We start from the raw sequence: 20,695 nt of genomic DNA, 5'->3' as shown, positions 1-20,695 counted from the left end.
CTCCAGATGAGAGGGTCGACGTCGTCAGGGACGTGTCAACAAAACTGTATCCTCTTGCCTTGCTGGGATCATCCTCGCCTGGTCTCATGACGATGGCGACACCCGTCACGGCGAAGCGTCGTGACGAGGGGTTTCAGGAGTGCTCTCAGAACCTCTCGGCAAGCCAACGGCGAACAGCGAGGGTGGCCTTCACATCGTCCTCGTTGTACTCCATGACGCGGATCCTGGAGGACTCGCGGACCTGCGGATCGGGGTCATGGACGGCCAGGTCCCACCAGGTCTGGGAGTTGAGACCGCCCGGGTCCGGATCACGCCAGGAGAACCCGGCCCCGGCGTTGGCGACGACCTTCAGACCGATCCCGTTGACCCCGAAGAAGTGAGCTTTGACGGTGGTGAAGAGGTCGACGAAGCAACCGGAGTCCAGCACCCGACGCACTGCTTGACGAGTCTCCACGTCCTGGCAGACGTGGGCGAAATGGCGCAGATGAACGATTTCGTAGTCGGAGTAGTGGACCACAATCGTCTCCGGGTGGGCCACGACGATCTCGTCGAGCCACGCGATGGCGCGGGCAGCCAGGTCGTTCTCGTCGTCGTCGTCCATGTCGGCGAACTTGCTGAAGGCGACGTAATACGGCGCGTCGCCAGTCGTCGAGTCGAGCAGGTGGTCAGGATCACTGACCTCGAAACCCCACAAGTAGACTCGACCGTCAGGGGAGGTCTCGATGTCGAAGTCGATCTCCAACCGGGACGAGGCGACCTCGATGGGTCCCTCATCGTTGCGTTCCAGAAGGACTCCCTGACGGATGAGGCGCGCGCGACGGGCGGCTGCCCGGAGTCGCTGTTCGGGGCGGGGACGGTGCTGGACCTCAGGAAGGTAGACCGGCAACAGCTCATCCAGATCGGCGTCGGCCAGGTCGTCGACGGTGGCCACCCCGAGGCGACGCAGGGTCGAGATCTCCCGGACGTCCAGGGGAGCCTTGGAGATACGCAGGGACAGATCGTCGTCGTCGAGACGCGGCTCACAGACGGCCCACCACTGACAGGACTCGCACTCACGCACCACGATCGGGGCGACCATGGGTTCGCCGCCGGTCATGGCGTGTTCGGCCACCGACACCCGGAAGGTGTGCTCGTGGTCGTAGCGGTCCAACACGCTGCGGCGACGCCATCCCGAGGCGGCTGAGCGCGAGAAGGTGCGAATGAACTTGTGGTCCAGGTCGAGCCAGGAGACTGCCAGCTCGTCGTCAAGGATCCCGATCTCGTCGTGCCCGGCGACCCCCACGAGACGTCGATGATTCGGGCACTCGTCGGGGGTGGCGACCAGTCCCAGATCCTCAAGGAGTTTCCAGTGGTGGGCAGCCTGGATGAGAGCACGCTCCCGGCCGGTGCGGAAGGTCTGGTCCAGTGACATCCGGGCGCGCCGAGGGTCGGGGTCGTTGAGGGGTGAGACCCAGGTGAACTCGGCCAGGGTGTGGTGGCTCTCCAGGACCGCGTAGTCCTTCACGACGACCGGTAGATATCCAGGTCCGCCGTCGGCGCGCCTGCCGGCCAGTACCAAGGCGTCCGGGGAGCCGGTGCGGTGCCCCTGGGGCGATGACGGCAACTCAGGGCAGACGATGACGGGTGCGCCGTCGCCCACGGCTGTTCGGGTGGCGACCCGGCGACCGGTCACGCTCAAGGTGACCGAGCGCAGATCGACGGCGCCGGTGACGGTTGCCAGGGCGTCACAGATGGTTGTCAGGTGCGTTTCGGCTCCCGCGAAGAGCTCGTCGTCACGTGGGTCGCCGACCGGTCCCGACAGGGTCGGGTCATAGGCGTTCTGGGTCTTGACCGGGCAGCTGCGAGCTGCCCAGGCGTCAAGGAGGATCGGGGAGGAGAGGCCTTTCACCTCAGGGCCTCTCCTTCTCGTCGCTGACCTTCCAACCACGATGCAGGGCGACGACGCCGCCACAGATGTTTCGCCACGCGATGGCCTGCCAGCCGACCTCGGCCATCATGTCCGCCAGGTGGGGCTGGTCGGGCCAGGCGAGGATCGACTCGGCCAGGTAGTCATAGGCGTCACGGTTCGAGGAGGCCAGCTTGGCCATGGCCGGGATCGCCGCCAACAGGTACTTGGTGTAGACGTGACGCAACGGCGCCCAGGTGGGGTAGGAGAACTCGCAAATGACGACTCGCCCGCCCGGCTTGGTGACGCGCAGCATCTCACGCAGGGCCTTGCGGGGATCTTCGACGTTGCGTAGACCATAGGAGATCGTCACGGCGTCGAAGGAGTTGTCGCCATAGGGCAGGCAAGTGGCGTCGCCGGCGACGAAGTGCAGATGGGGTTGACGTTGCTTGCCGACGGCCAGCATTCCGGTGGAGATGTCGGTGGGGTAGACCTGTGCCCCGCGGGCGGCGAACGTGGCCGACGAGGTGCCGGTTCCGGCCGCCAGGTCGAGGATGACCTGGCCTGGCTCAGGTTCCACCGCGTCGACGACGAGGTCGCGCCAGGTGTCGACCGCCCCCAGTGTCATGATCTGATTCATGACGTCATAGCGCTGTGCCACCCCGTCAAACATTGAGGCGATATCGGCGTGGTGTTTATCAAGGGTGGCTCGGGTCGTCAACACGCGCCCAGTCTTCCACACGGTTTGGGATCGGCCTCGACGGTGCGGGACAATGGCCAGCATGGCATCCCGCTCCACCGTCCTCGTGGCCAAGGACATTTCGAAGTCTTATGGCGACCGAACCATCGTTGATCACTTGTCCCTCACTGTCCATGAGGGCGAGGCCGTCGCACTCACCGGCCGCAACGGCGCCGGCAAGTCGACGGTGTTGAGAATGCTGGTGGGAGCGGATCGCCCCAGCTCGGGCACGATCGAGGTACTCGGCAAGAAGGTGTCCGAGACGAACCCGGAGTTTCGTCGCAACGTTGCCACGGTCATTGATGACCTGGACTTCTTCCCTGACCTGTCGGTGGTCGAGCATCTTGACCTGCTTGCCCGCGCTCATGGACTCGTCGACGCCGACGCCCTCGTTGACGAGGTGCTCGAGGAAGTGCAGCTCGTGCCGCAGTCCGGCCAGCTGCCCGGCACCCTGTCTTCCGGACAGCGACGTCGTCTCGGCCTGGCGACGGCCCTGGTGCGTCCTCGCAAGCTCCTCGTCCTCGATGAGCCGGAGGCCCGGCTCGACGTCGAGGGTGTTGCCTGGCTCGGCAAGAGGCTGCGCGAGGAGATGAACCACGGTCTGGCGATCGTCATGGCCAGCCACGAGCCGGCTCTCGTCGAGACCCTTGGCGCTCGCATCGTCGAGCTGGGAGGCCCGCGCGGATGAGTCGGCGCAACGGCAAGCACTCCAAGCCCCGTCCCAAGAATCCGCAGCCGGAGCGGGCCATGATGGCGGAGGCGGTGACCGTCCCCGATCCGGAGCTGCTCATCACCCATCGTCCCGATGAGTTCTTCGTCGGCCAGGCCGATGAGCGTCAGCTCTCCCTCCTCATGGGTGACTGGCGCAAGGGCCGGACGACACGCAACATCTGGCAGGCCATTGGCGACGCCTACGTGCTCGTGTTCTCCCTGGTCGTCGTGCTCGCGATGATCATCAGCCTCATCGTGCAGGCCCAGGGACAGGCGTCCGGCTGCACCTCGACGGGGTGCCAGACCGCCCGTGGCCTGCTGCCGTGGGCCGCACTGTCCGGTGTCCTGGCCTTCGCCCTGGCCGCCGCCCGAGTGTTCGGTCCGGTGCTCGCCTCGGCAGCCGAGGGTTTCTGGCTCATGGACGCGCCGATCAACCGGGCGCGGTTCCTGGCCAAGCGTCTGCGTGCAGCGGTGCTCGTCTCGGTCATCGGCGGTGCCGTCCTGGGTGCGCTCGTGGCGGCCCTCACCGGTGGCTCGGGGAAGGCCGTCATCGCCTGGACCCTCGCGACGGCGCTCGGAGCGGCCGGTGTCGTCTCATTCGCGGCAGCTGAGCAGGGAGCTGAGCGTACCTGGCCGGTCAAGGTCGTCGAGGCCCTCGCCGGTCTGGCCGGTCTGGCCGTGTTGTTGGGAGTCATCTCGACGGCGTCGGGCTGGTATGCAGTACCGATGTCCAGTGACGCCAACCTGGCCTCCGCCTGGGCGGTGGCAGGAGGCGGCGCGGTACTCCTGGTCGTCTCCTGCGTCATCGCCCGGATGCGCCTCAACCGGATCCGGCGCGCTCGTCTGATGGCTGGGGGCTCTCTGGCTTCCGGCATGCAGGGTGCCGCCTTCGCCCTCGACTTCGCTCTCATCCGCGACATCCTCCAGGAGCGCGAGGCCATCGAACGTGGTCAGGTCCGACCCACCCGTGGACGTGGTGAGGGACTCAGCGCCCTGGTGTGGCGTGATGTGCAGCGCCTCATGCGGTTTCCCAAGCCGCTGTTCGCTCTCGTCGTGACGGCCGTGGTGCCGTACGCGGTGTCGGCCCTGGGCTTCGGGGCGTTGACCGTCCCGGTGTCGGCCCTGGTGCTCGTGGCGGCGCTGGTCCCCTTCTTCACCAGCTTGCGCGTACTGACCCGCAGCAAGGGTCTGGTGCGCTGCCTGCCCTTCACGACGAGTCAGGTCATCTCGGCTGCGTCGGTGGTGCCGGCGGTCGCGGCTGTCATCTGGGCGATCGCGGTCATTCCGGCCTTCCACGGCGTCGGGTCGACGACGTCGCGGCCATGGGGTCAGGCCATCATGTACGGCCTGGTGACGGCTGCCGCTGGCCTGGCGGGTGCCATCCGCTGGGTGAGCGCCAAGCCGGCTGACTACTCCTCGCCGATGGTGGCTACTCAAGCCGGTGCCATGCCCCCGGGACTGATGTTCAACCTCATCCGTGGTTTCGACATGGTTGCCCTCATCACCATTCCGGTGGTTCTTGGGTGGTCGCCGTGGGTGTCGGTGTTCATCGCCGTCGTCGTGTTCGGGATCCTGCGCATGGGAGGCATGAACCAGCAGGACCTGGCCGAGATGCGCGAGGAATCGCAGCGCCAGCTGGCCGAGGCTCGTGAGGAGGCCCGCGGCGGCAAGGTCGAGAAGAAGGTCATCGAACGCAAGCGCCGTTGAGACGTTGAGAACTGTTGACGCGCGTCGTCGCCCCGGGCAATCCCCCGGCGGAGGGCGGCGACGGCGGCAGGCCAGTGGAGCCCCACCCTCAGGATCGCGAGGGGGTGGTCATCTCGACGGGGAAGATGTCACGCAGGACGTTGAGGCGATGCTCGGCCTCGGACGACAGGATCTCGGTGTCGTCGTCATGGCCGATGGGGTGCCCGGAGAAGATGTGGACCAGTGACGGGTCGGTGGCGTCGATCTGACCGCCCCGACAATCGGTCACCCATTGACCATTGCCCAAGGAATCCACCCACCCGGTCGGTCCGGAGACGCGGCCACGATCAACATGCTCGACCTCGGCGAGGACGTACTTCGCGCGGTGTGGCGGCAGGCCGGTGACGAATGCCGGTGGGCACAAGGCATCGACGAGGGCCAGACACGATTCCATGCCGGAGGAGTGGACGCCAGTGACGTCGGTGACGAGGAAGTTGGACTCCTCGGTGAACACCGCTCCCGGACAGTCGGGGACGTGGAGGGTGTCACAGAACTGTCCCAGGACCTCGCAGGTGCGCGCGACGATCTCAGCGTGGTGAGCGGCCAGCGATCCCTCGTTCTGCAGGGCGGAGAGAAGGGCCGCGTGATCCCTGTCGGTGGCAGGGGAGTGCGTCAGTACCCGGGAACTCACCAGGGACTTGCTGAAACCAACGGTGAGTTTCGAGGTGGCACCGACCGATCCCGCGACGAGGTAGGTGTACGAATTGGGGAAGTGACGTCGCAGGGTCTCGACGATCCATCGCGGATCAACAGGTGTGGCCGCGTGCGCCTCGACGTCACGCATGAGAACGATCTGCTCGAGGTCGTCAGGACCCATGATGTCCTGGACCTGTCGGGCGATGCGACGCCAGCTCTCCGCGGTGACGACGCCGTCTGGCATCGTCACGGGGCCGGGAGAGCGCGGCACGGGTTGCTGGCAGGGTGGATCATCGTCAATCGATCCCCAGGACAATTGGGTCACCCAGGAATAGCCAGGCCAACGACCGATGATCGTTCTGGGCAGGATCATGACCGAGCGTGACGACGAGCGGTCAGGATCGAAGGCGAAGGATCCGAAGGCGACGGGGCCGGTTGCCTCGGCTCCTGGCATCTCGGTCTCGTGCTCGAGGTCCTCGCAGAGAGCTTCCCACCAGACGTCGGCGGCAGTGGGGGAGTCGGTTTCGAAACGGGTGATCTCTCCCAGACCGACCATGCCGTAATTGCGGTGCAGGAAACACACCGACTCGTTGGGCGTCATGTAGCTCTCGAGCGGGCCGGGGTCCGGAATCGACACAGTGCGGGCGCGTAGGCGGGTGGAGCCTGGATCGAGGATCACCTTCGCAGGATAACTGAGCGTGTGCGGTGTGGTGGGCACTGTCCACGGCAGGTCGAGGTGTGTCCACCGTCGATGGCATGGAGAAGCGGTGAGATTCGGGCCCGGAGCCGACGTGATCGGCCTCCACCACTAGTTACTCTCACCGATGACCTCCTTGTGCCAGTTGCGTCCAGCCCCCGGTTGGAGCTTCCCGCGAAGCACACCGTCTAGACTCACCGGTGCACATCGCCGGGATCCCGGCACGATTTCATGGTTTCCACAGGAGGGGGCCCACGTGACGAGCCAGATCGAGTCCGACGTCGTCGTTGTCGGTGCTGGGCCTGGTGGCTCGGCCACAGCTGCGCACCTTGCCCGCAGAGGACTGCACGTCACCCTGTTGGAGAAGGCGACCTTCCCGCGTGACAAGGTCTGTGGTGACGGTCTCACCCCTCGTGCCGTCAAGCAGCTCATCCGGCTGGGCATCGACGTCTCAGAGGAGGCCGGCTGGAAGCACACCGAGGGGTTGCGGATCCACGGTGGGCGCATCGCCCCCTTCGTCCTTCCCTGGCCCGAGCTCGCCGATTACCCGAACTTCGGCATGGTCTGCCGTCGTACCGTCCTCGACGAGCGACTGGCCCGCCACGCCGAATCCCAGGGGGTCACCCTGGTCGAAGGAGCCAACGTCACCGAGCCGGTCCTCGACCCCAACGAGCGTATCCGCGGCGTCCGTACCGCCGACGACAGGGTGTACTCGGCGCCCGTCGTCGTCGCCGCTGACGGCAATTCCTCCCGGCTCGGACTGGCCATGGGACTTCACAAGCGTGATGACCGTCCGATGGGTGTGGCGGTACGCGCCTACTATCGCTCCCCGCTGTCCGAGGCGCGCAATCTGGAGAGCTGGCTGGAGCTGTGGGACGGAGCTCCGCACAAGTCAGACCTCCTGCCTGGATATGGCTGGGCATTCCCCGAGGGGGACGGAACAGTCAACATCGGTCTGGGAATGCTCAATTCCTCTGACGCCTTCGGCCACACCGATTACCGCTCCCTCATGAAGCGCTGGCTGTCCCACATGCCCGCCGAGTGGACCCTCGACGAGGAGCACCGTGAGGGGCCGATCCGCGGTGCCGCGTTGCCAATGGCCTTCAACCGGCAGCCGCATTATCTCAATGGTCTGTTGCTGGTGGGCGACGCCGGAGGCATGGTCAACCCCTTCAACGGGGAGGGCATCGACTACGCCATGGAGGCTGGTGAAATGGCGGCTGACGCCATTGCTGAGGCCCACTACCGCGGCCACGGAACGGTGGCTGCCGAGAAGGCTCTACGGGGGTACCCTCCCGCCTTGCGGAAGCGCTTCGGTGGTTGCTACCGACTCGGGACGATCTTCGTCCGACTCATTGGTGATCCACGGGTGATGAAGATCTGCACGGCCTACGGCCTTCCGCGTCGTCGACTCATGCAGTTCGTCAACAAATTGTTGGCAAATCTCACGGATTCCAAGGGCGGAGACCTTGACGACCGTATTATCAACGCTCTGACGAGGATTGCCCCGTCAGTATGAGCTCAATGGTCGCTGATGCCGTCCGATGGCGCATTATCGGAACTTAGGTTACCCAAAGTACCCGAGCGTTCAACGCGCGTCGTAAGGTCTAGGCCAACGGTGCTGACCAAAGGTGGTGAGATGAACGGATACGCCCCCCTAGTGGGAATGATCGTCCTGGGCGCGGTCTTCGTGCTCGCGACGATTACAGTCAACGTCCTTCTCGCGGTGAAACGACCCAACCGCGCCAAGCATGAAATCTACGAGTGTGGCATCGAGCCGACGCCACAACCAGCCGGTGGCGGAAAGTTCCCTGTCAAGTTCTTCGTCGTTGCAATGCTCTACATCGTCTTCGACATCGACATCATGTTCCTCTACCCGTGGGCCGTCGACTTCAACCATCTGGGTGTCTTTGCCCTGGTCGAGATGGTGTTGTTCGTCGCGATGGTGTTCATCCCTTACCTCTACATCCGCCGCCGTGGTGGCCTGGACTGGACCTAATCTCCTGTCGTGGCTTGCGGGCCGCGCCCAATCAACGTTCGAGCGGCCCGCTGCCGCGCCAGTCAACGTCTGAAAGGAAGGACGCACGAGATGGCTGAGTACGACGCCGATGTCCCAGCTGGAATCGTGATGACCTCGATGGAGGCCATCGTCGGATGGCTGCGCAAGACCTCGTTCTGGCCTCTGACGATGGGCTTGGCCTGCTGCGCCATCGAGATGATCTCCTACGGCGGTCCGCGTGCCGACGCCGCCCGCTGGGGTCACGAGGTGTTCCGTGCCTCTCCCCGCCAGGCTGATCTCATGATCGTCTCGGGCCGTGTGAGCCAGAAGATGGCTCCGGTGGTTCGTCAGCTCTACGACCAGATGCCCGAGCCCAAGTGGGTCATCTCGATGGGTGCTTGTGCCTCCTCGGGTGGCATCTTCAACAACTACGCCGTCGTCCAGGGCTGTGACCACATCGTTCCGGTGGACGTGTACCTGCCAGGCTGCCCGCCCAGCCCGGACATGCTCATCGATGCCGTCTTCAAGATCCGTGAGCAGATTCAGCACTGGCCGCTGATGGGCCACATGTCCGAGGTTGAAGCGGCCAAGGAGAAGCGGGCCCTCGAGGCCCCGACCACCCTCGAGCAGAAGGGGCTCATGCGATGAGTGACAAGCCGACCCCACGCGGTGCCGCCGGCGGCTCAGACTCCGGGGACCGTATCCCCGACGGCCGAAACTTCCTCGATGCCAGCACGCCCGACCAGGCCCATGTCCCGGCCAAGGCCACCCAGTGGACCCAGGAGGATCGCCGCATCGACACGCGCAAGGGCATGTGGGCGGCAACCTCCGGTCCGGGGGACACCTCCGGTTACGGCGGCGTCGTCCGCACAGTCGAGATGCCGGGCGATTCCGAGCGTCCCTACGGTGGCTGGTTCGACGAGGTCGCTGACCGGATGGAGGAGCTCGTGCCGGACTTCTCCGACGGTCTGACACTCGTCGACCGTGGCGAGATCACCTTCTTCGTCCGTCCCGAGAAGCTGCTCGAGCTCGTCAAGGTGTTGCGTGACGACGCGGCCCTGCGCTTCGAGAGCTGTTCCTGTCTGACCTGTGTGCACTACCCGCACATGGAGGGTCGCGAGATGCACGTTGTCTACGACCTGCTGTCGATGACCCACAACCGTCGCATCCGCCTCGAGGTTGCGCTGGCTGATTCCGGCCAGGAGGACGTGGCACGAACTGGTCACAGCGACGTCGACTCCCTGCCCCACGTTCCCAGCATCGTGTCGGTCTACCCGCACGCGGACTTCCAGGAACGCGAGGCCTGGGACATGTTCGGAGTCATCTTCGACGGCCACCCGGCCCTCACCCGCATCCTCATGCCCGACGACTGGGTCGGCCATCCGCAGCGCAAGGACTACCCGCTCGGTGGCATCCCGATCGAGTACAAGGGTGCCGTCGTGCCACCGCCGGACCAGCGCAGGAGCTACAACTGATGAGCGAGAACCACGAGTACTTGTCCCAGGGCGGCGACTGGGCCCAGATCGTTGACGAGGCCGCCGAGAGGGGCGACGAGACGGTCGTCGTGAACTTCGGTCCGTCCCACCCGTCTACCCACGGCGTCATGAGGCTCATCATCGAGCTCGATGGTGAGTCAGTGAGCGACCTTCGCGTCGGTGTCGGATTCCTCCACACCGGTATCGAGAAGAATATGGAGTTCCGCACCTGGACTCAGGGTGTGGCCTTCATGACCCGATGCAACTACGTCGCGAACTTCTTCAACGAGTTGGTGTACTGCCTGGCCGTTGAAAAATTGCTGGGCATCACCGACGACATCCCGGAGCGGGCCAAGGTCCTGCGCGTCATGATCACCGAGCTCAACCGCATCTCCTCCCACCTCATCGCTGTGGGGACCGGCGGTCTGGAGCTTGGCGCCTCCTCGGTGGCCGAGGTCGGCCTGAGGGAACGCGAGATCATTCTGGAGTTCAACCAGGCCGTCACCGGGCTGCGCATGAACAATGCCTGGATCCGTCCTGGCGGCGTCGCCAGCGACCTGCCGGAGACCGGCCTGGATCAGCTGCGTGACCTCATCAAGCGCATGGAGAAGTACCTCCCCGAGATCGGTCTGTTCTGCAACGAGAACCCGATCTTCAAGGCTCGTACCAAGGACATCGGTTACGCCGACCTGTCCACCTGCACGGCCCTCGGCGTGACCGGCCCGGCCCTGCGCGCCACCGGCCTGCCGTGGGACCTGCGCAAGACCCAGCCCTACTGTGACTACGACACCTACGACTTCGACGTCGCCACCTGGGACACCTGCGACTGTTACGGACGCTTCCGCATCCGCCTGGAGGAGATGGACCAGTCAGTGCGCATCCTCAAGCAGTGCCTCAAGCGTCTCGAGGACACCCAGGGCGACCGTCACATGGTGGCGGATCCGCACATCGCGTGGCCGGCAGAACTGGCCCTGGGCCCCGACGGCCAGGGCAACTCCAACGAGCACATTCGCCACATCATGGGCGAGTCGATGGAGGCACTGATCCACCACTTCAAGATCGTCACCGAGGGATTCCGGGTGCCCGCCGGCCAGGTCTACCAGGCCATCGAGGGCGCCGCTGGTGAGCTCGGCTGCCACCTCGTCTCGGACGGCGGTGTGCGGCCCTACCGCTCCCATCTGCGTGACCCTGGATTCATCAACGTGCAGTCCCTGCCCGCCATGTGTGAGGGCGGAATGCTTTCCGACGTGGTGCCGTCCTTGGCATCCCTGGACCCCGTCATGGGAGGAGTCGACCGATGAGCGATCGCGAACCTGTCAACCTGGGATACCCCTACGTCGAATCCTTCCACTCGGACTTTTCGGGGACCGGTGGAGTCGATCAGTCCGACCGTTCCACCAACATCGACGAGCACACCATCGAGGACATGCGCCAGATTGCCTCGCGCTATCCCGATCCCCGTTCGGCCCTGCTGCCGATCCTGCACCTGGTGCAGTCGGTGGACGGACGTGTCTCCCCGGTGGGCATCGAGACCGCGGCCGAGGTGTTGGGAATCACCACCGCCCAGGTCTCCGGAGTGGCGACTTTTTACACCATGTACAAGAAACACCCGGCGGGACAGCACCACATCGGTGTCTGCACCACCGCACTGTGTGCCGTCATGGGTGGCGAGGAGGTCCTCGCCCGCGTCGAGAAAAGGCTCGGCATCAAGGAGGGTGAGACGACCCCCGACGGCAAATTCTCCCTCGAGCGTGTGGAGTGCAATGCTGCCTGCGACTTCGCCCCGATCATGATGGTCAACTGGGAGTACATGGACAACATGACTCCGATCCGCGCAGAGGAGATCCTCGACGCCCTGGCCCGCGACGAGGAGGTCCACTCGACTCGCGGCGCGAAGATCACCAGCTGGCGTGAGGCCGAGCGAGTGCTCGCCGGCTTCCCCGACGGTCGGGCTGACGAGGGTCCCAGCGCTGGCGAGGCATCCCTGCAGGGTGTGCAACTGGCCAGGCGGAATGGCTGGAAGGCTCCGGACCCGAACAACCTGCCCGCTCCTGCCGAGCCCATGGAGGAGGAGAAGAAGTGACCGATCCACTGACCCCGGTCCTGTCGGCCAACTGGGGCGACGAGCGCAGCTGGAAGCTGCTCAACTATGAGCGTCAGGGCGGCTACACCGGACTTCGCAAGGCGTTGACGATGCAGCCCGACGAGGTCGTCTCACTGGTCAAGGACGCCAACCTGCGTGGCCGTGGTGGCGCCGGATTCCCCACCGGCATGAAGTGGTCCTTCGTGCCCAAGGACAATCCGAACCCGACCTACCTGGTCGTCAACGGTGATGAGTCCGAGCCGGGCACCTGCAAGGACATGCCGCTCATGATGGCCTCCCCGCACACTCTCGTCGAGGGAGTCATCATCGCCGCCTACGCCATCAAGGCGAAGGTGGCCTTCATCTACATCCGTGGCGAGGTGCTGCACGTCATCCGTCGTGTTCAGCAGGCGGTGCGTGAGGCCTACTCGGCCGGGTACATCGGGAAGAACATCCTCGGCTCTGGATACGACTTGGACGTCGTCGTCCACGCGGGCGCCGGCGCCTACATCTGTGGCGAGGAGACCGCCCTGCTGGACTCCTTGGAGGGACGCCGTGGTCAACCTCGTCTGCGTCCGCCGTTCCCCGCTGTCGCCGGTCTGTACGCCAGCCCGACGGTCATCAACAACGTCGAGTCCATCTCGACGGTGCCGTCGATCCTGCGCAACGGCAAGGAATGGTTCAAGGCGATGGGTACCGAGAAGTCCGACGGCTTCACCATCTACTCGTTGTCGGGGCACCTGGCCCATCCTGGTCAGTACGAGGCCCCGATGGGTATCACCCTGCGTCAGCTGCTCGAGATCTCCGGGGGCATGCGCGAGGGCCACGAGCTGAAGTTCTTCACCCCAGGTGGTTCCTCGACCCCAATCCTCACCCCCGACGACCTTGACACCCCGCTCGACTACGAGGGCATGATGGGAGCCAAGTCGATGCTGGGCACCAAGGCCCTGCAGTGCTTCGACGAGACGACCTCGGTGGTCCGCGCCACGCTGCGCTGGCTGGAGTTCTACAAGCACGAGTCGTGTGGCAAGTGCACCCCGTGCCGTGAGGGAACCTGGTGGGTCGTCCAGATGCTGCGTCGCATCGAGGCCGGCGAGGGTCAGGAGGGTGATGTCGACAAGCTGATGGACATCGCCGACAACATCGGTGGTCGTTCCTTCTGCGCCTTGGCCGACGGTGCCGTGGGTTGTCTGCGAGGAGCCATCGGACACTTCCGCGAGGAGTTCGAGGCAGGCTGCCGTGGCATTCCCGCCTGGAAGTACCTGCCCTACGAGCGCAGCTCGATCTTCACCGACGCCGATCGCCGAGTCCTGGAGGGGGCCGGAGCATGAGCGAGAACAAGCCCGTCGAACTCGTCACCTGCACCATCGACGGTCAGCAGGTGAGCGTCCCCAGGGGAACCCTCATCATTCGCGCGGCTGAGTCCATCGGCACCGCCATCCCCAGGTTCTGCGACCACCCGCTGCTCGACCCTGCCGGTGCCTGTCGCGAGTGCCTCGTCGAGATTCCCGACGCCGGCAATGGGCGCGGCTTCCCCAAGCCGCAGCCGTCGTGCACCATGCCGGTGGCCGAGGGAATGATCGTCAAGACCCAGGTCAGCTCCGAGACGGCCCGCAAGGCCCAGGAGGGGATGCTGGAGTTCCTCCTCATCAACCACCCGCTGGACTGCCCGATCTGCGACAAGGGTGGCGAGTGCCCGCTGCAGAACCAGGCGATGGCCAACGGACGCGGCGAGTCCCGCTACGGCGGAGTCAAGCGCACCTACCCCAAGCCGATCAACATCTCGGCCCAGGTGCTGCTCGACCGCGAACGGTGTGTGCTGTGCCAGCGCTGCACCCGGTTTGCCGACCAGATCGCCGGTGATCCCTTCATCAACCTGCAGGAGCGCGGCGCCGTGTCCCAGATCGGTGCCTATGAGGGCGACGACTTCAACTCCTACTTCTCTGGCAACGTCATCCAGATCTGCCCGGTGGGAGCCCTCACCAGCACCGAGTACCGCTTCCGCTCCCGCCCCTTCGACCTCGTCTCGACGGTGACGACCTGTGAGCACTGTGCCGCCGGTTGCCAGCTGCGCACCGACCACCGTCACTACGAGGTCAAACGTCGCAACGCCGGCAACCTGCCCGAGGTCAACGAGGAGTGGAACTGCGACAAGGGGCGTTTCGCCTTCCGCTACGGCCGTGGTGACGACCGGGTGACGACCCCGCTGGTTCGCCGCAACGGAGTCCTGGAAAAGGCATCCTGGGCCGAGGCTCTGCAGACTGCGGCTGCCGGACTCAAGAAGGCCGGTACCAACGTCGGTGTCCTCACCGGTGGACGGCTCCCGGTGGAGACCTGCCTGTCCTGGTCCCGGTTCGCGCGCGTCGTGCTCGGCACCAACAACGTTGACTTCCGGTCCCGTCCGCACTCCACCGAGGAGGCCTCCTTCCTGGCCGCCACCGTTGCCGGGCGTAGCCTCGAGGAGTCAGTGACCTACGCCGACCTGGAGAAGGCGTCGCGGATCGTCCTGGTGAACCTGGAGCCCGAGGACGAGTGCCCGATGATCTTCCTGCGACTGCGCAAAGCCTGGCGGCGCAAGAAGGTCGCGATCACCGCGGTCGGAACTCACCTGTCCAATGGTTCGGCGAAGATGGGGGCCGAGTTGGCCCGCTGCCTGCCTGGTCAGGAGCCACAGGTTGTCGAACAGCTGGTCTCCGACGGCATGATCGGTGAGGGAACCATCGTGCTGGTGGGGGAGAGAGCCGCCACCCGGCCCGGGACCCTCTCGGCCATCGCCTCCCTCGACCCGAGGGTTCGCGTCGCCTGGGTGCCTCGTCGTGCCGGTGAGATCGGCGCTGTCGAGGCCGGCCTGCTGCCGCAGCTGTTGCCCGGTGGACGCCTCGTCGACGACGCCAAGGCCCGTGTGGACATCGCGGCCGCATGGGGAGTCGACAACCTGCCAACCCAGCCGGGTCTCGATGCCACCGGAATGCTGGCCGCTGCCCGCGCCGGCAAGCTCTCGGCCCTCGTCGTCTCCGGTGTGGAGCTGGCTGACATGCCTGATCCAGCCGGAGCTCGTGAAGCCCTCGAGAGCTGCGGGTTCGTGGTCTGCCTGGAGCAGCGGTTCTCCGAGGTTGCCGAGCGGGCCGACGTGGTCCTTCCGGTCTGCCTGCTCGAGGAGACCTCCGGAACCTTCCTCGACTGGGAGCATCGTCCTGGCCGAGTGCGCGTGGTCAACAAGCAGGCTGTCACCCCGATGAACGAGATCCGCGTCCTCGACGCCCTGACCTCGCAGCTGGGATCGGTGTCCGGACTTGCCACCGTCGCCCAGGCCCACAAGGCCTGGCGGGACCTCGGGCAGTGGCAGGGCGAGCACCCGAAGATGGAGTCGGCCTCCCCGCTCGTGCCGCAGGTCCCCGTGGTCGAACCGGGATCGGTCGGTCGGGTGCTGGAGACATGGCGTCAGCTGCTGGAGGGGTCGGCAAGCCTCACGGGCGCCGACGCCCTGGTGGCGACCGCCCCGGCTCCCGTCGCCGTCGTCAGCCCGCTGACGGCAGATCAGCTTGGCGTGGCCGATGGACAGCTCATTGACGTCTCTGGTCCCATCAGCCTGCGGCTTCCGGTCAAGATCGACGCGACGATGTCGGCCGAGGCGGTGTGGATCCCGTCGCTGCGTGGCGACTCGACCTCCCCGCAGGGCCGCACCACCGTCCCCGACGCTCCCGGAACCGTTGTCGCGCTGAGTGCCGTTGAATCCGAAACTTCCCGAGAGGCAGGTGTGGCATGAGTCCCCTCGAGGCCACCATCGACCCGGTGTGGCTCATCATCGTCAAGGTCGTCATCCTCTTCGTGATCCTGCTGGCCTGGACCATCTTCAACGTGTGGTTCGAGCGGCGTGTGCTGGCCAAGATGCAGAACCGCATCGGCCCGATCATGAACTCGGCGTGGGCTGGTGGTGTGTTCCAGGCCGTCGGTGACGGCTTGAAGCTCATCTTCAAGGAGATGCTCACCCCGAAGGGTGCCGACAAGATTGTCTTCAATCTGGCGCCGGTGATCGCAGGCATTGCCTGCTTTGCGTCCTGGTCGGTCATCCCGCTCGGTGGTGAGGTGTCGATGTTCGGCCACACCACCAGGCTCCAGATCACTGACGTGCCGGTCGCCGTGCTCTTCATCCTCGCCGTGGCGTCCATCGGCATCTACGGCGTGGTGCTGGCCGGCTGGTCGTCGGCAGGCACCTACTCCCTGCTCGGTTCGCTGCGTTCCAGCGCCCAGATGATCTCCTACGAGGTCGCCATGGGCCTGTCGCTGGTGACGGTGTTCCTCTTCTCGGGGTCCATGTCGACCTCCGAGATCGTCGAGTCCCAGGCCAGCCACTTGGTTGCAGGCGGGTTTGACACCCACATCGCCGGACACTACTGGCTGCTGCTCATCCCGAGCTTCATCATCTACGTCATCACGATGTTCGGTGAGTCCAACCGTCTGCCCTTCGATCTGCCGGAGTGCGAGTCGGAGCTCGTCAGTGGTTACATCACCGAGTACTCCGGGTTCCCCTACGGCATGTACTTCCTGGCGGAGTACATCAACATGGCTACCCTGTCGGCCGTCTGCACCACCCTCTTCCTGGGCGGCTACCGGGCCCCGTGGCCGCTCAACTACGTCGGTGTCATCGACTCCGGGTGGTGGGGCCTGCTGTGGTTCTTCCTCAAGACCCAGCTCGTCATCTTCTTCTTCGTGTGGGTGCGAGCCGCGATCCCGAGGTTCCGTTACGACCACTTCATGGATCTGGGCTGGAAAGTCCTCATTCCAGTGTCCCTGGGATGGGTTCTGCTGGTCGCCGCTTGGCGCACCGTCCTCAACCAGGGCTGGGGTCGCAACCCGATCTTCATGGTCATCGTCGGCCTCATCGTCGTCGCCCTTCTCATCTGGGCGTTCATGGGAGGCAAGGAGGAGTCCACGCCTGAGGTGGCCACCAACGAACCGTTCGACGCCTTCGCCGGCGGTTATCCGGTGCCGCCATTGCCACACCAGGTCCAGGCCCCGTTGGCCGGGGCCGCAACGGCCACCACGGTGGCGCGACGAGACCACGACGAGAACGGAGGTCTGTGATGGGAGCCTGGTCAGGATTCGGGATCACCTTCGAGACGATGTTCCGCAAGCCCTTCACCCAGGGGTATCCGGAGAAGGGCAAGGAAAAACCGATGCCGCCGCGGATGCACGGTCGTCATCAGCTCAACCGCTGGCCCGACGGACTCGAGAAGTGCGTGGGCTGCGAGCTGTGCGCGTGGGCCTGCCCTGCTGACGCCATCTACGTCGAAGGTGCTGACAACACCGACGAGGAGCGTTACTCGCCCGGTGAGCGCTATGGTCGCGTCTACGAGATCAACTATCTGCGATGCATCCTGTGCGGGATGTGCATCGAGGCCTGCCCGACTCGTGCGCTGACGATGACCAATGACTTCAAGTTGGCCGACACCACCCGCGCCAAGCACATCTGGACCAAGGACGAACTGCTGGCTCCCCTCAAGGAGGGCATGGAGCAGCCGCCGCATCCGCGCCGTCTCGGCGACGACGAGGACGACTACTTCAACGGTCTGCCTCCCTCCGGTCAGGACGACGTGCGAACTGGTCCGTCCACTGGTGCCCATCAGGTCCAGCGCGACGATGAGGGGGTAGCCCAATGACCGCTTCCCTGCTCACCGCTCCCATGAGCGGACTCGTCCCGATGGTGACGGCTTCCCAGTGGGCGTTCTGGTTGCTGGCCCCGATCATGGTGCTTGCGGCCCTGGTGATGGTCTTTGCCAAGAAGCCCGTTCATTCAGCCTTGTCGCTGGCCATCGTCATGATCTGTCTGGCCGTTCAGTACGTCAGCCAGGAGGCGCCATTCCTCTTCGTGGTGCAGATCATCGTCTACACCGGTGCCATCCTGATGCTCTTCCTCTTCGTCGTCATGCTCGTCGGCGTTGACGCCACCGATTCCCTCAAGGAGACCCTCAAGGGGCACAAGGTGGCGGCCATCATCGCCGCGCTGGCCTTCCTGGCGCTGCTCATCCTGGCCGTCGGAAACGCTGTGACGACCGGTGTGATCGGTACCGATCAGCCGGTCGGTCTGCGAGAGGCCAATGCCGCTGGTGGTGACAACGTCAAGTCCATCGCGGAGCTGGTGTTCACCAAGTACGTGATCGTCTTCGAGGCCACCTCGGCCCTGCTCATCACCGCTGCGGTCGGCACCATGGTGCTGGCCCACGGTGACACCGCCAAGAAGAAGTCCCAGCGTGAGCGGGTCACCGACCGTATGGTGGCCTACGCCGAGCACGGCGCCCACCCCGGCGCCCGTCCGAACTCCGGTGTTTACGCCCGAACCAACCAGATCGGTGCTCCGGCCCTGCTACCTGACGGCACGGTTGCCCAGGATTCGATCTCGGGAACGTTGGCCACCCGCGGCGCCATCATCGACACCGGCGAGTTGAAGGCTCCGACCCATCGGGCCTTCGCCTCGATCAGTGCCGCCCGCCACGAGGCACAAGGAGAACTCGAATGAACCCGAATGACTACCTGGTGCTCTCGGCGATACTCTTCGCCATCGGCATCCTGGGCTTCCTGACGAGGCGTAATGCCCTGGTGGCCTTCATGTCGGTGGAGCTGATGCTCAACGCCGCGAACCTCGCCCTGGTGACTTTCTCCCACGTCCACGGTTCCCTCGACGGACAGGTCGGGGCGTTCTTCGTGATGATTGTCGCGGCTGCCGAGGTGGTCGTGGGCCTGGCGATCATCGTCACCATTTTCCGTTCCCGTCGCACCACCTCGGTGGACGACACCAACCTGCTGAAATTCTGAGGGAGGTATCGTGACTGTTCTGGAAACCGGCCTGTTCAACGGGGCCTGGCTCATGATCGCGGTGCCGCTGGTCGTCGCCGCACTGCTGCTGCTCCTCGGACGCCGCAGCGACGTCTGGGGACATCTGTTGGCCACCTTGGCCCCGATCGTCTCCTTCGTCATCGGGTTGGTGCTCTTCATCAACCTGCTGGGCCGCGATGTCGCGTCCCGTGCCGTCGAGGTGGGGGTCTACCAGTTCATCGACGTCGGGCCATGGGATCTGAGGGTTGGCCTGCTGGTGGATCAGCTCTCCATCCTGTTCGTCCTGCTCATCACCTTCGTGGGCTCCCTGATCCACATCTACGCGATCGGGTACATGGCCCACGACACTGATCGACGTCGTTTCTTCGCCTACCTCAACCTCTTCATCGCCGCGATGCTGACGTTGGTGCTGGCCGACAACTACCTCATCCTGTTCGTCGGTTGGGAGGGCGTCGGTCTGGCCTCCTACCTGCTCATCGGCTTCTGGTTCGGGCGTCCGACCGCGGCTCGTGCAGGTAACAAGGCGTTCATCATGAACCGCATCGGTGATCTCGGTCTGGCGATGGCGATCTTCACCATGCTCGCCCAGTTCGGCAGCGTGCGGTTCGCCGACGTCTCGGCCAAGGCCTCCGGACTGACGTCAACCTGGGCCACCCTGCTCGGCTTCATGCTGCTGCTGGCGGCCTGTGGTAAGTCGGCCCAGGTTCCGCTGCAGGCCTGGCTGCTCGACGCCATGGAGGGTCCGACCCCGGTCTCGGCCCTCATTCACGCCGCGACGATGGTCACCGCCGGCGTCTACCTCGTCGTTCGGTCCCATGCCATCTACGCTGAGACGGGCGCGGCCTCCCTGGCCGTCGCGATCGTCGGTACCGTCACCCTGCTGTTCGGTGCCTGGATCGGTTCGTCCAAGAAGGACATCAAGAAGGTCCTCGCCGGATCGACGATGAGCCAGATCGGCTACATGATGCTGGCCGCGGGCCTCGGCCCGGCCGGCGCCGCCCTGGCGATCTTCCACCTCATCACCCACGGCTTCTTCAAGGCCAACATGTTCCTGGGAGCTGGCTCGGTGATGCACGGTACGGGCGACGACACCGACATGTACCACTTCGGTGCACTGTCCAGGGTCATGCCCGTCACCTTCTGGACGTTCGCCTGCGGCTACCTCGCCATCATCGGCATCCCCGGCACCTCGGGTTACTTCTCTAAGGACCACATCATTGAGGCCGCCTTCGACAAGGGCGCGGTCTTCGGTGTGTTGGCCCTCATCGGTGCCGGTATCACCGCCTACTACATGACCCGCCTCATGGTGCTGACCTTCCTGGGATCCAGGCGGTGGCGTGAGGACGTCCACCCGCACGAGTCCCCGGCCGTCATGACGATCCCGCTCATCGTGCTGGCGATCCTGTCGATCTTCGCAGGCGCCTTCATGAACAATTGGATCGGCGACTGGCTGGCCCCGGCCACTGGTGCCCAGGTCGAGCACGTCGGCATGTGGCACATGGGCACGATCGGCGTCATCACCCTCGCCGTGGTGATCGTCGGCATTCTGGCCGGTTGGCTGCTCAACCGACGCGACGTTCCGGGCGAGGAACCCGACACCCGTGATCCGCTGCTCATCGCTGGTCGGCATGACCTGTACGGCGACGATGTCAACGACGTCGTCGTCGTGAAGCCGGGACGCTGGCTGGCCGGTGGAGTCAAGGGCTTCGACCGTGCGGTCGTTGACGGTCTGGTCAACGGCGCAGGCTCGGTCACCACGGCCTGCTCCCAGATCGTCCGCAAGGTCCAGAACGGTTATGTGCGTAGTTACGGCCTCATGATGGTCGTCGGCGTGCTGGTCGTCGGACTCGTCGTCGTCCTGGGCCGGATGGCCTGAGCGCAGGAGGAGCT

18 protein-coding genes are annotated in these 20,695 nt (G+C 65.1%); 15 read left to right on the top strand and 3 right to left on the bottom strand.

Going from position 1 to position 20,695, the window contains the following annotated elements:
• Positions 1-145 precede the first annotated feature (145 nt).
• Positions 146-1,888, bottom strand: a complete 1,743-nt coding sequence (locus ACSJJT_RS11105; protein ID WP_435918344.1) for a TM0106 family RecB-like putative nuclease — start codon at positions 1,886-1,888, stop codon at positions 146-148.
• A 1-nt stretch (position 1,889) separates the two neighbouring features.
• Positions 1,890-2,669 (bottom strand): demethylmenaquinone methyltransferase, encoded by a 780-nt coding sequence (locus ACSJJT_RS11100; protein ID WP_435918343.1) that lies wholly within the window; start codon positions 2,667-2,669, stop codon positions 1,890-1,892.
• Here ACSJJT_RS11100 and ACSJJT_RS11095 point away from each other — a divergent pair.
• Positions 2,659-3,312, top strand: a complete 654-nt coding sequence (locus tag ACSJJT_RS11095) for an ABC transporter ATP-binding protein (RefSeq protein WP_435918342.1) — start codon at positions 2,659-2,661, stop codon at positions 3,310-3,312. The genes ACSJJT_RS11100 and ACSJJT_RS11095 overlap by 11 nt on opposite strands.
• Entirely contained in the window at positions 3,309-5,042 is a 1,734-nt protein-coding gene (locus tag ACSJJT_RS11090; RefSeq protein WP_435918341.1) for a DUF6297 family protein, read from the top strand. Before ACSJJT_RS11095 ends, ACSJJT_RS11090 begins: the two co-directional genes overlap by 4 nt.
• 88 nt (positions 5,043-5,130) lie before the next feature.
• On the opposite strand, the gene ACSJJT_RS11085 is transcribed toward ACSJJT_RS11090, so the two are convergent.
• The gene (locus ACSJJT_RS11085; RefSeq protein ID WP_435918439.1) at positions 5,131-6,318 is read right to left on the bottom strand and encodes an isochorismate synthase; all 1,188 of its coding nucleotides are present in this window, start codon (positions 6,316-6,318) and stop codon (positions 5,131-5,133) included.
• A 352-nt stretch (positions 6,319-6,670) separates the two neighbouring features.
• On the opposite strand from ACSJJT_RS11085, the gene ACSJJT_RS11080 reads away from it, so the two are divergent.
• The 13 genes from ACSJJT_RS11080 to nuoL all read left to right on the top strand — a co-directional run bounded on the left by ACSJJT_RS11080 (position 6,671) and on the right by nuoL (position 20,681).
• Positions 6,671-7,933, top strand: coding sequence for a geranylgeranyl reductase family protein (locus tag ACSJJT_RS11080; RefSeq protein ID WP_435918340.1), 1,263 nt, complete (start codon positions 6,671-6,673; stop codon positions 7,931-7,933).
• Between the two features lie 120 nt (positions 7,934-8,053).
• The gene (locus ACSJJT_RS11075; RefSeq protein ID WP_334353290.1) at positions 8,054-8,413 is read left to right on the top strand and encodes an NADH-quinone oxidoreductase subunit A; all 360 of its coding nucleotides are present in this window, start codon (positions 8,054-8,056) and stop codon (positions 8,411-8,413) included.
• 90 nt (positions 8,414-8,503) lie between these two features.
• Positions 8,504-9,061, top strand: coding sequence for a NuoB/complex I 20 kDa subunit family protein (locus tag ACSJJT_RS11070; protein WP_435918339.1), 558 nt, complete (start codon positions 8,504-8,506; stop codon positions 9,059-9,061).
• Positions 9,058-9,888: an NADH-quinone oxidoreductase subunit C gene (locus ACSJJT_RS11065; RefSeq protein WP_435918338.1), complete on the top strand. Its 831-nt coding sequence runs from the start codon at positions 9,058-9,060 to the stop codon at positions 9,886-9,888. The genes ACSJJT_RS11070 and ACSJJT_RS11065 overlap by 4 nt, the downstream gene beginning before the upstream one ends.
• Positions 9,888-11,189 (top strand): NADH-quinone oxidoreductase subunit D, encoded by a 1,302-nt coding sequence (locus ACSJJT_RS11060; RefSeq protein ID WP_435918337.1) that lies wholly within the window; start codon positions 9,888-9,890, stop codon positions 11,187-11,189. The genes ACSJJT_RS11065 and ACSJJT_RS11060 overlap by 1 nt, the downstream gene beginning before the upstream one ends.
• Positions 11,186-11,971, top strand: a complete 786-nt coding sequence (nuoE, locus tag ACSJJT_RS11055) for an NADH-quinone oxidoreductase subunit NuoE (protein WP_435918336.1) — start codon at positions 11,186-11,188, stop codon at positions 11,969-11,971. The genes ACSJJT_RS11060 and nuoE overlap by 4 nt, the downstream gene beginning before the upstream one ends.
• Complete coding sequence (gene nuoF / locus ACSJJT_RS11050; protein ID WP_435918335.1) at positions 11,968-13,302, top strand: NADH-quinone oxidoreductase subunit NuoF; 1,335 nt, start codon at positions 11,968-11,970, stop codon at positions 13,300-13,302. Before nuoE ends, nuoF begins: the two co-directional genes overlap by 4 nt.
• Positions 13,299-15,737, top strand: a complete 2,439-nt coding sequence (locus ACSJJT_RS11045) for an NADH-quinone oxidoreductase subunit G (protein WP_435918334.1) — start codon at positions 13,299-13,301, stop codon at positions 15,735-15,737. The genes nuoF and ACSJJT_RS11045 overlap by 4 nt, the downstream gene beginning before the upstream one ends.
• Positions 15,734-17,056 carry an NADH-quinone oxidoreductase subunit NuoH gene (nuoH, locus tag ACSJJT_RS11040; RefSeq protein WP_435918333.1) on the top strand — a complete coding sequence of 441 codons (1,323 nt, stop codon included), beginning with the start codon at positions 15,734-15,736 and terminating at the stop codon, positions 17,054-17,056. Before ACSJJT_RS11045 ends, nuoH begins: the two co-directional genes overlap by 4 nt.
• On the top strand, positions 17,056-17,631 hold the full coding sequence (gene nuoI / locus ACSJJT_RS11035) for an NADH-quinone oxidoreductase subunit NuoI (RefSeq protein WP_435918332.1): 576 nt from the start codon (positions 17,056-17,058) through the stop codon (positions 17,629-17,631). Before nuoH ends, nuoI begins: the two co-directional genes overlap by 1 nt.
• The gene (locus ACSJJT_RS11030) at positions 17,628-18,488 is read left to right on the top strand and encodes an NADH-quinone oxidoreductase subunit J (protein WP_435918331.1); all 861 of its coding nucleotides are present in this window, start codon (positions 17,628-17,630) and stop codon (positions 18,486-18,488) included. The genes nuoI and ACSJJT_RS11030 overlap by 4 nt, the downstream gene beginning before the upstream one ends.
• A complete protein-coding gene (gene nuoK, locus ACSJJT_RS11025) occupies positions 18,485-18,784 on the top strand; it encodes an NADH-quinone oxidoreductase subunit NuoK (RefSeq protein ID WP_003866464.1) in 300 nt (99 codons plus the stop codon). Before ACSJJT_RS11030 ends, nuoK begins: the two co-directional genes overlap by 4 nt.
• A gap of 10 nt (positions 18,785-18,794) precedes the next feature.
• Positions 18,795-20,681: an NADH-quinone oxidoreductase subunit L gene (gene nuoL, locus ACSJJT_RS11020; protein ID WP_435918330.1), complete on the top strand. Its 1,887-nt coding sequence runs from the start codon at positions 18,795-18,797 to the stop codon at positions 20,679-20,681.
• The last annotated feature ends 14 nt before the right edge of the window (positions 20,682-20,695 follow it).

Origin of the sequence: Cutibacterium nasicola, assembly GCF_051303185.1 — a bacterium.
In the GTDB taxonomy this organism is placed as follows: domain Bacteria; phylum Actinomycetota; class Actinomycetes; order Propionibacteriales; family Propionibacteriaceae; genus Cutibacterium.
The sequence above is the reverse complement of the archived record's forward strand: the minus strand, read 5'-3'. Positions and strand labels throughout refer to the sequence as shown.

Coding starts and splice junctions, on each gene's coding strand:
- ACSJJT_RS11030 (WP_435918331.1), top strand. CDS start 17,628: ATGACCGCTTCCCTGCTCACCGCTCCCATGAGCGGACTCGTCCCGATG.
- nuoH (WP_435918333.1), top strand. CDS start 15,734: ATGAGTCCCCTCGAGGCCACCATCGACCCGGTGTGGCTCATCATCGTC.
- ACSJJT_RS11060 (WP_435918337.1), top strand. CDS start 9,888: ATGAGCGAGAACCACGAGTACTTGTCCCAGGGCGGCGACTGGGCCCAG.
- ACSJJT_RS11045 (WP_435918334.1), top strand. CDS start 13,299: ATGAGCGAGAACAAGCCCGTCGAACTCGTCACCTGCACCATCGACGGT.
- nuoE (WP_435918336.1), top strand. CDS start 11,186: ATGAGCGATCGCGAACCTGTCAACCTGGGATACCCCTACGTCGAATCC.
- ACSJJT_RS11075 (WP_334353290.1), top strand. CDS start 8,054: ATGAACGGATACGCCCCCCTAGTGGGAATGATCGTCCTGGGCGCGGTC.
- ACSJJT_RS11070 (WP_435918339.1), top strand. CDS start 8,504: ATGGCTGAGTACGACGCCGATGTCCCAGCTGGAATCGTGATGACCTCG.
- ACSJJT_RS11065 (WP_435918338.1), top strand. CDS start 9,058: ATGAGTGACAAGCCGACCCCACGCGGTGCCGCCGGCGGCTCAGACTCC.
- ACSJJT_RS11090 (WP_435918341.1), top strand. CDS start 3,309: ATGAGTCGGCGCAACGGCAAGCACTCCAAGCCCCGTCCCAAGAATCCG.
- nuoI (WP_435918332.1), top strand. CDS start 17,056: ATGGGAGCCTGGTCAGGATTCGGGATCACCTTCGAGACGATGTTCCGC.
- ACSJJT_RS11095 (WP_435918342.1), top strand. CDS start 2,659: ATGGCCAGCATGGCATCCCGCTCCACCGTCCTCGTGGCCAAGGACATT.
- ACSJJT_RS11100 (WP_435918343.1), bottom strand. CDS start 2,669: ATGCTGGCCATTGTCCCGCACCGTCGAGGCCGATCCCAAACCGTGTGG.
- nuoK (WP_003866464.1), top strand. CDS start 18,485: ATGAACCCGAATGACTACCTGGTGCTCTCGGCGATACTCTTCGCCATC.
- ACSJJT_RS11085 (WP_435918439.1), bottom strand. CDS start 6,318: ATGACGCCCAACGAGTCGGTGTGTTTCCTGCACCGCAATTACGGCATG.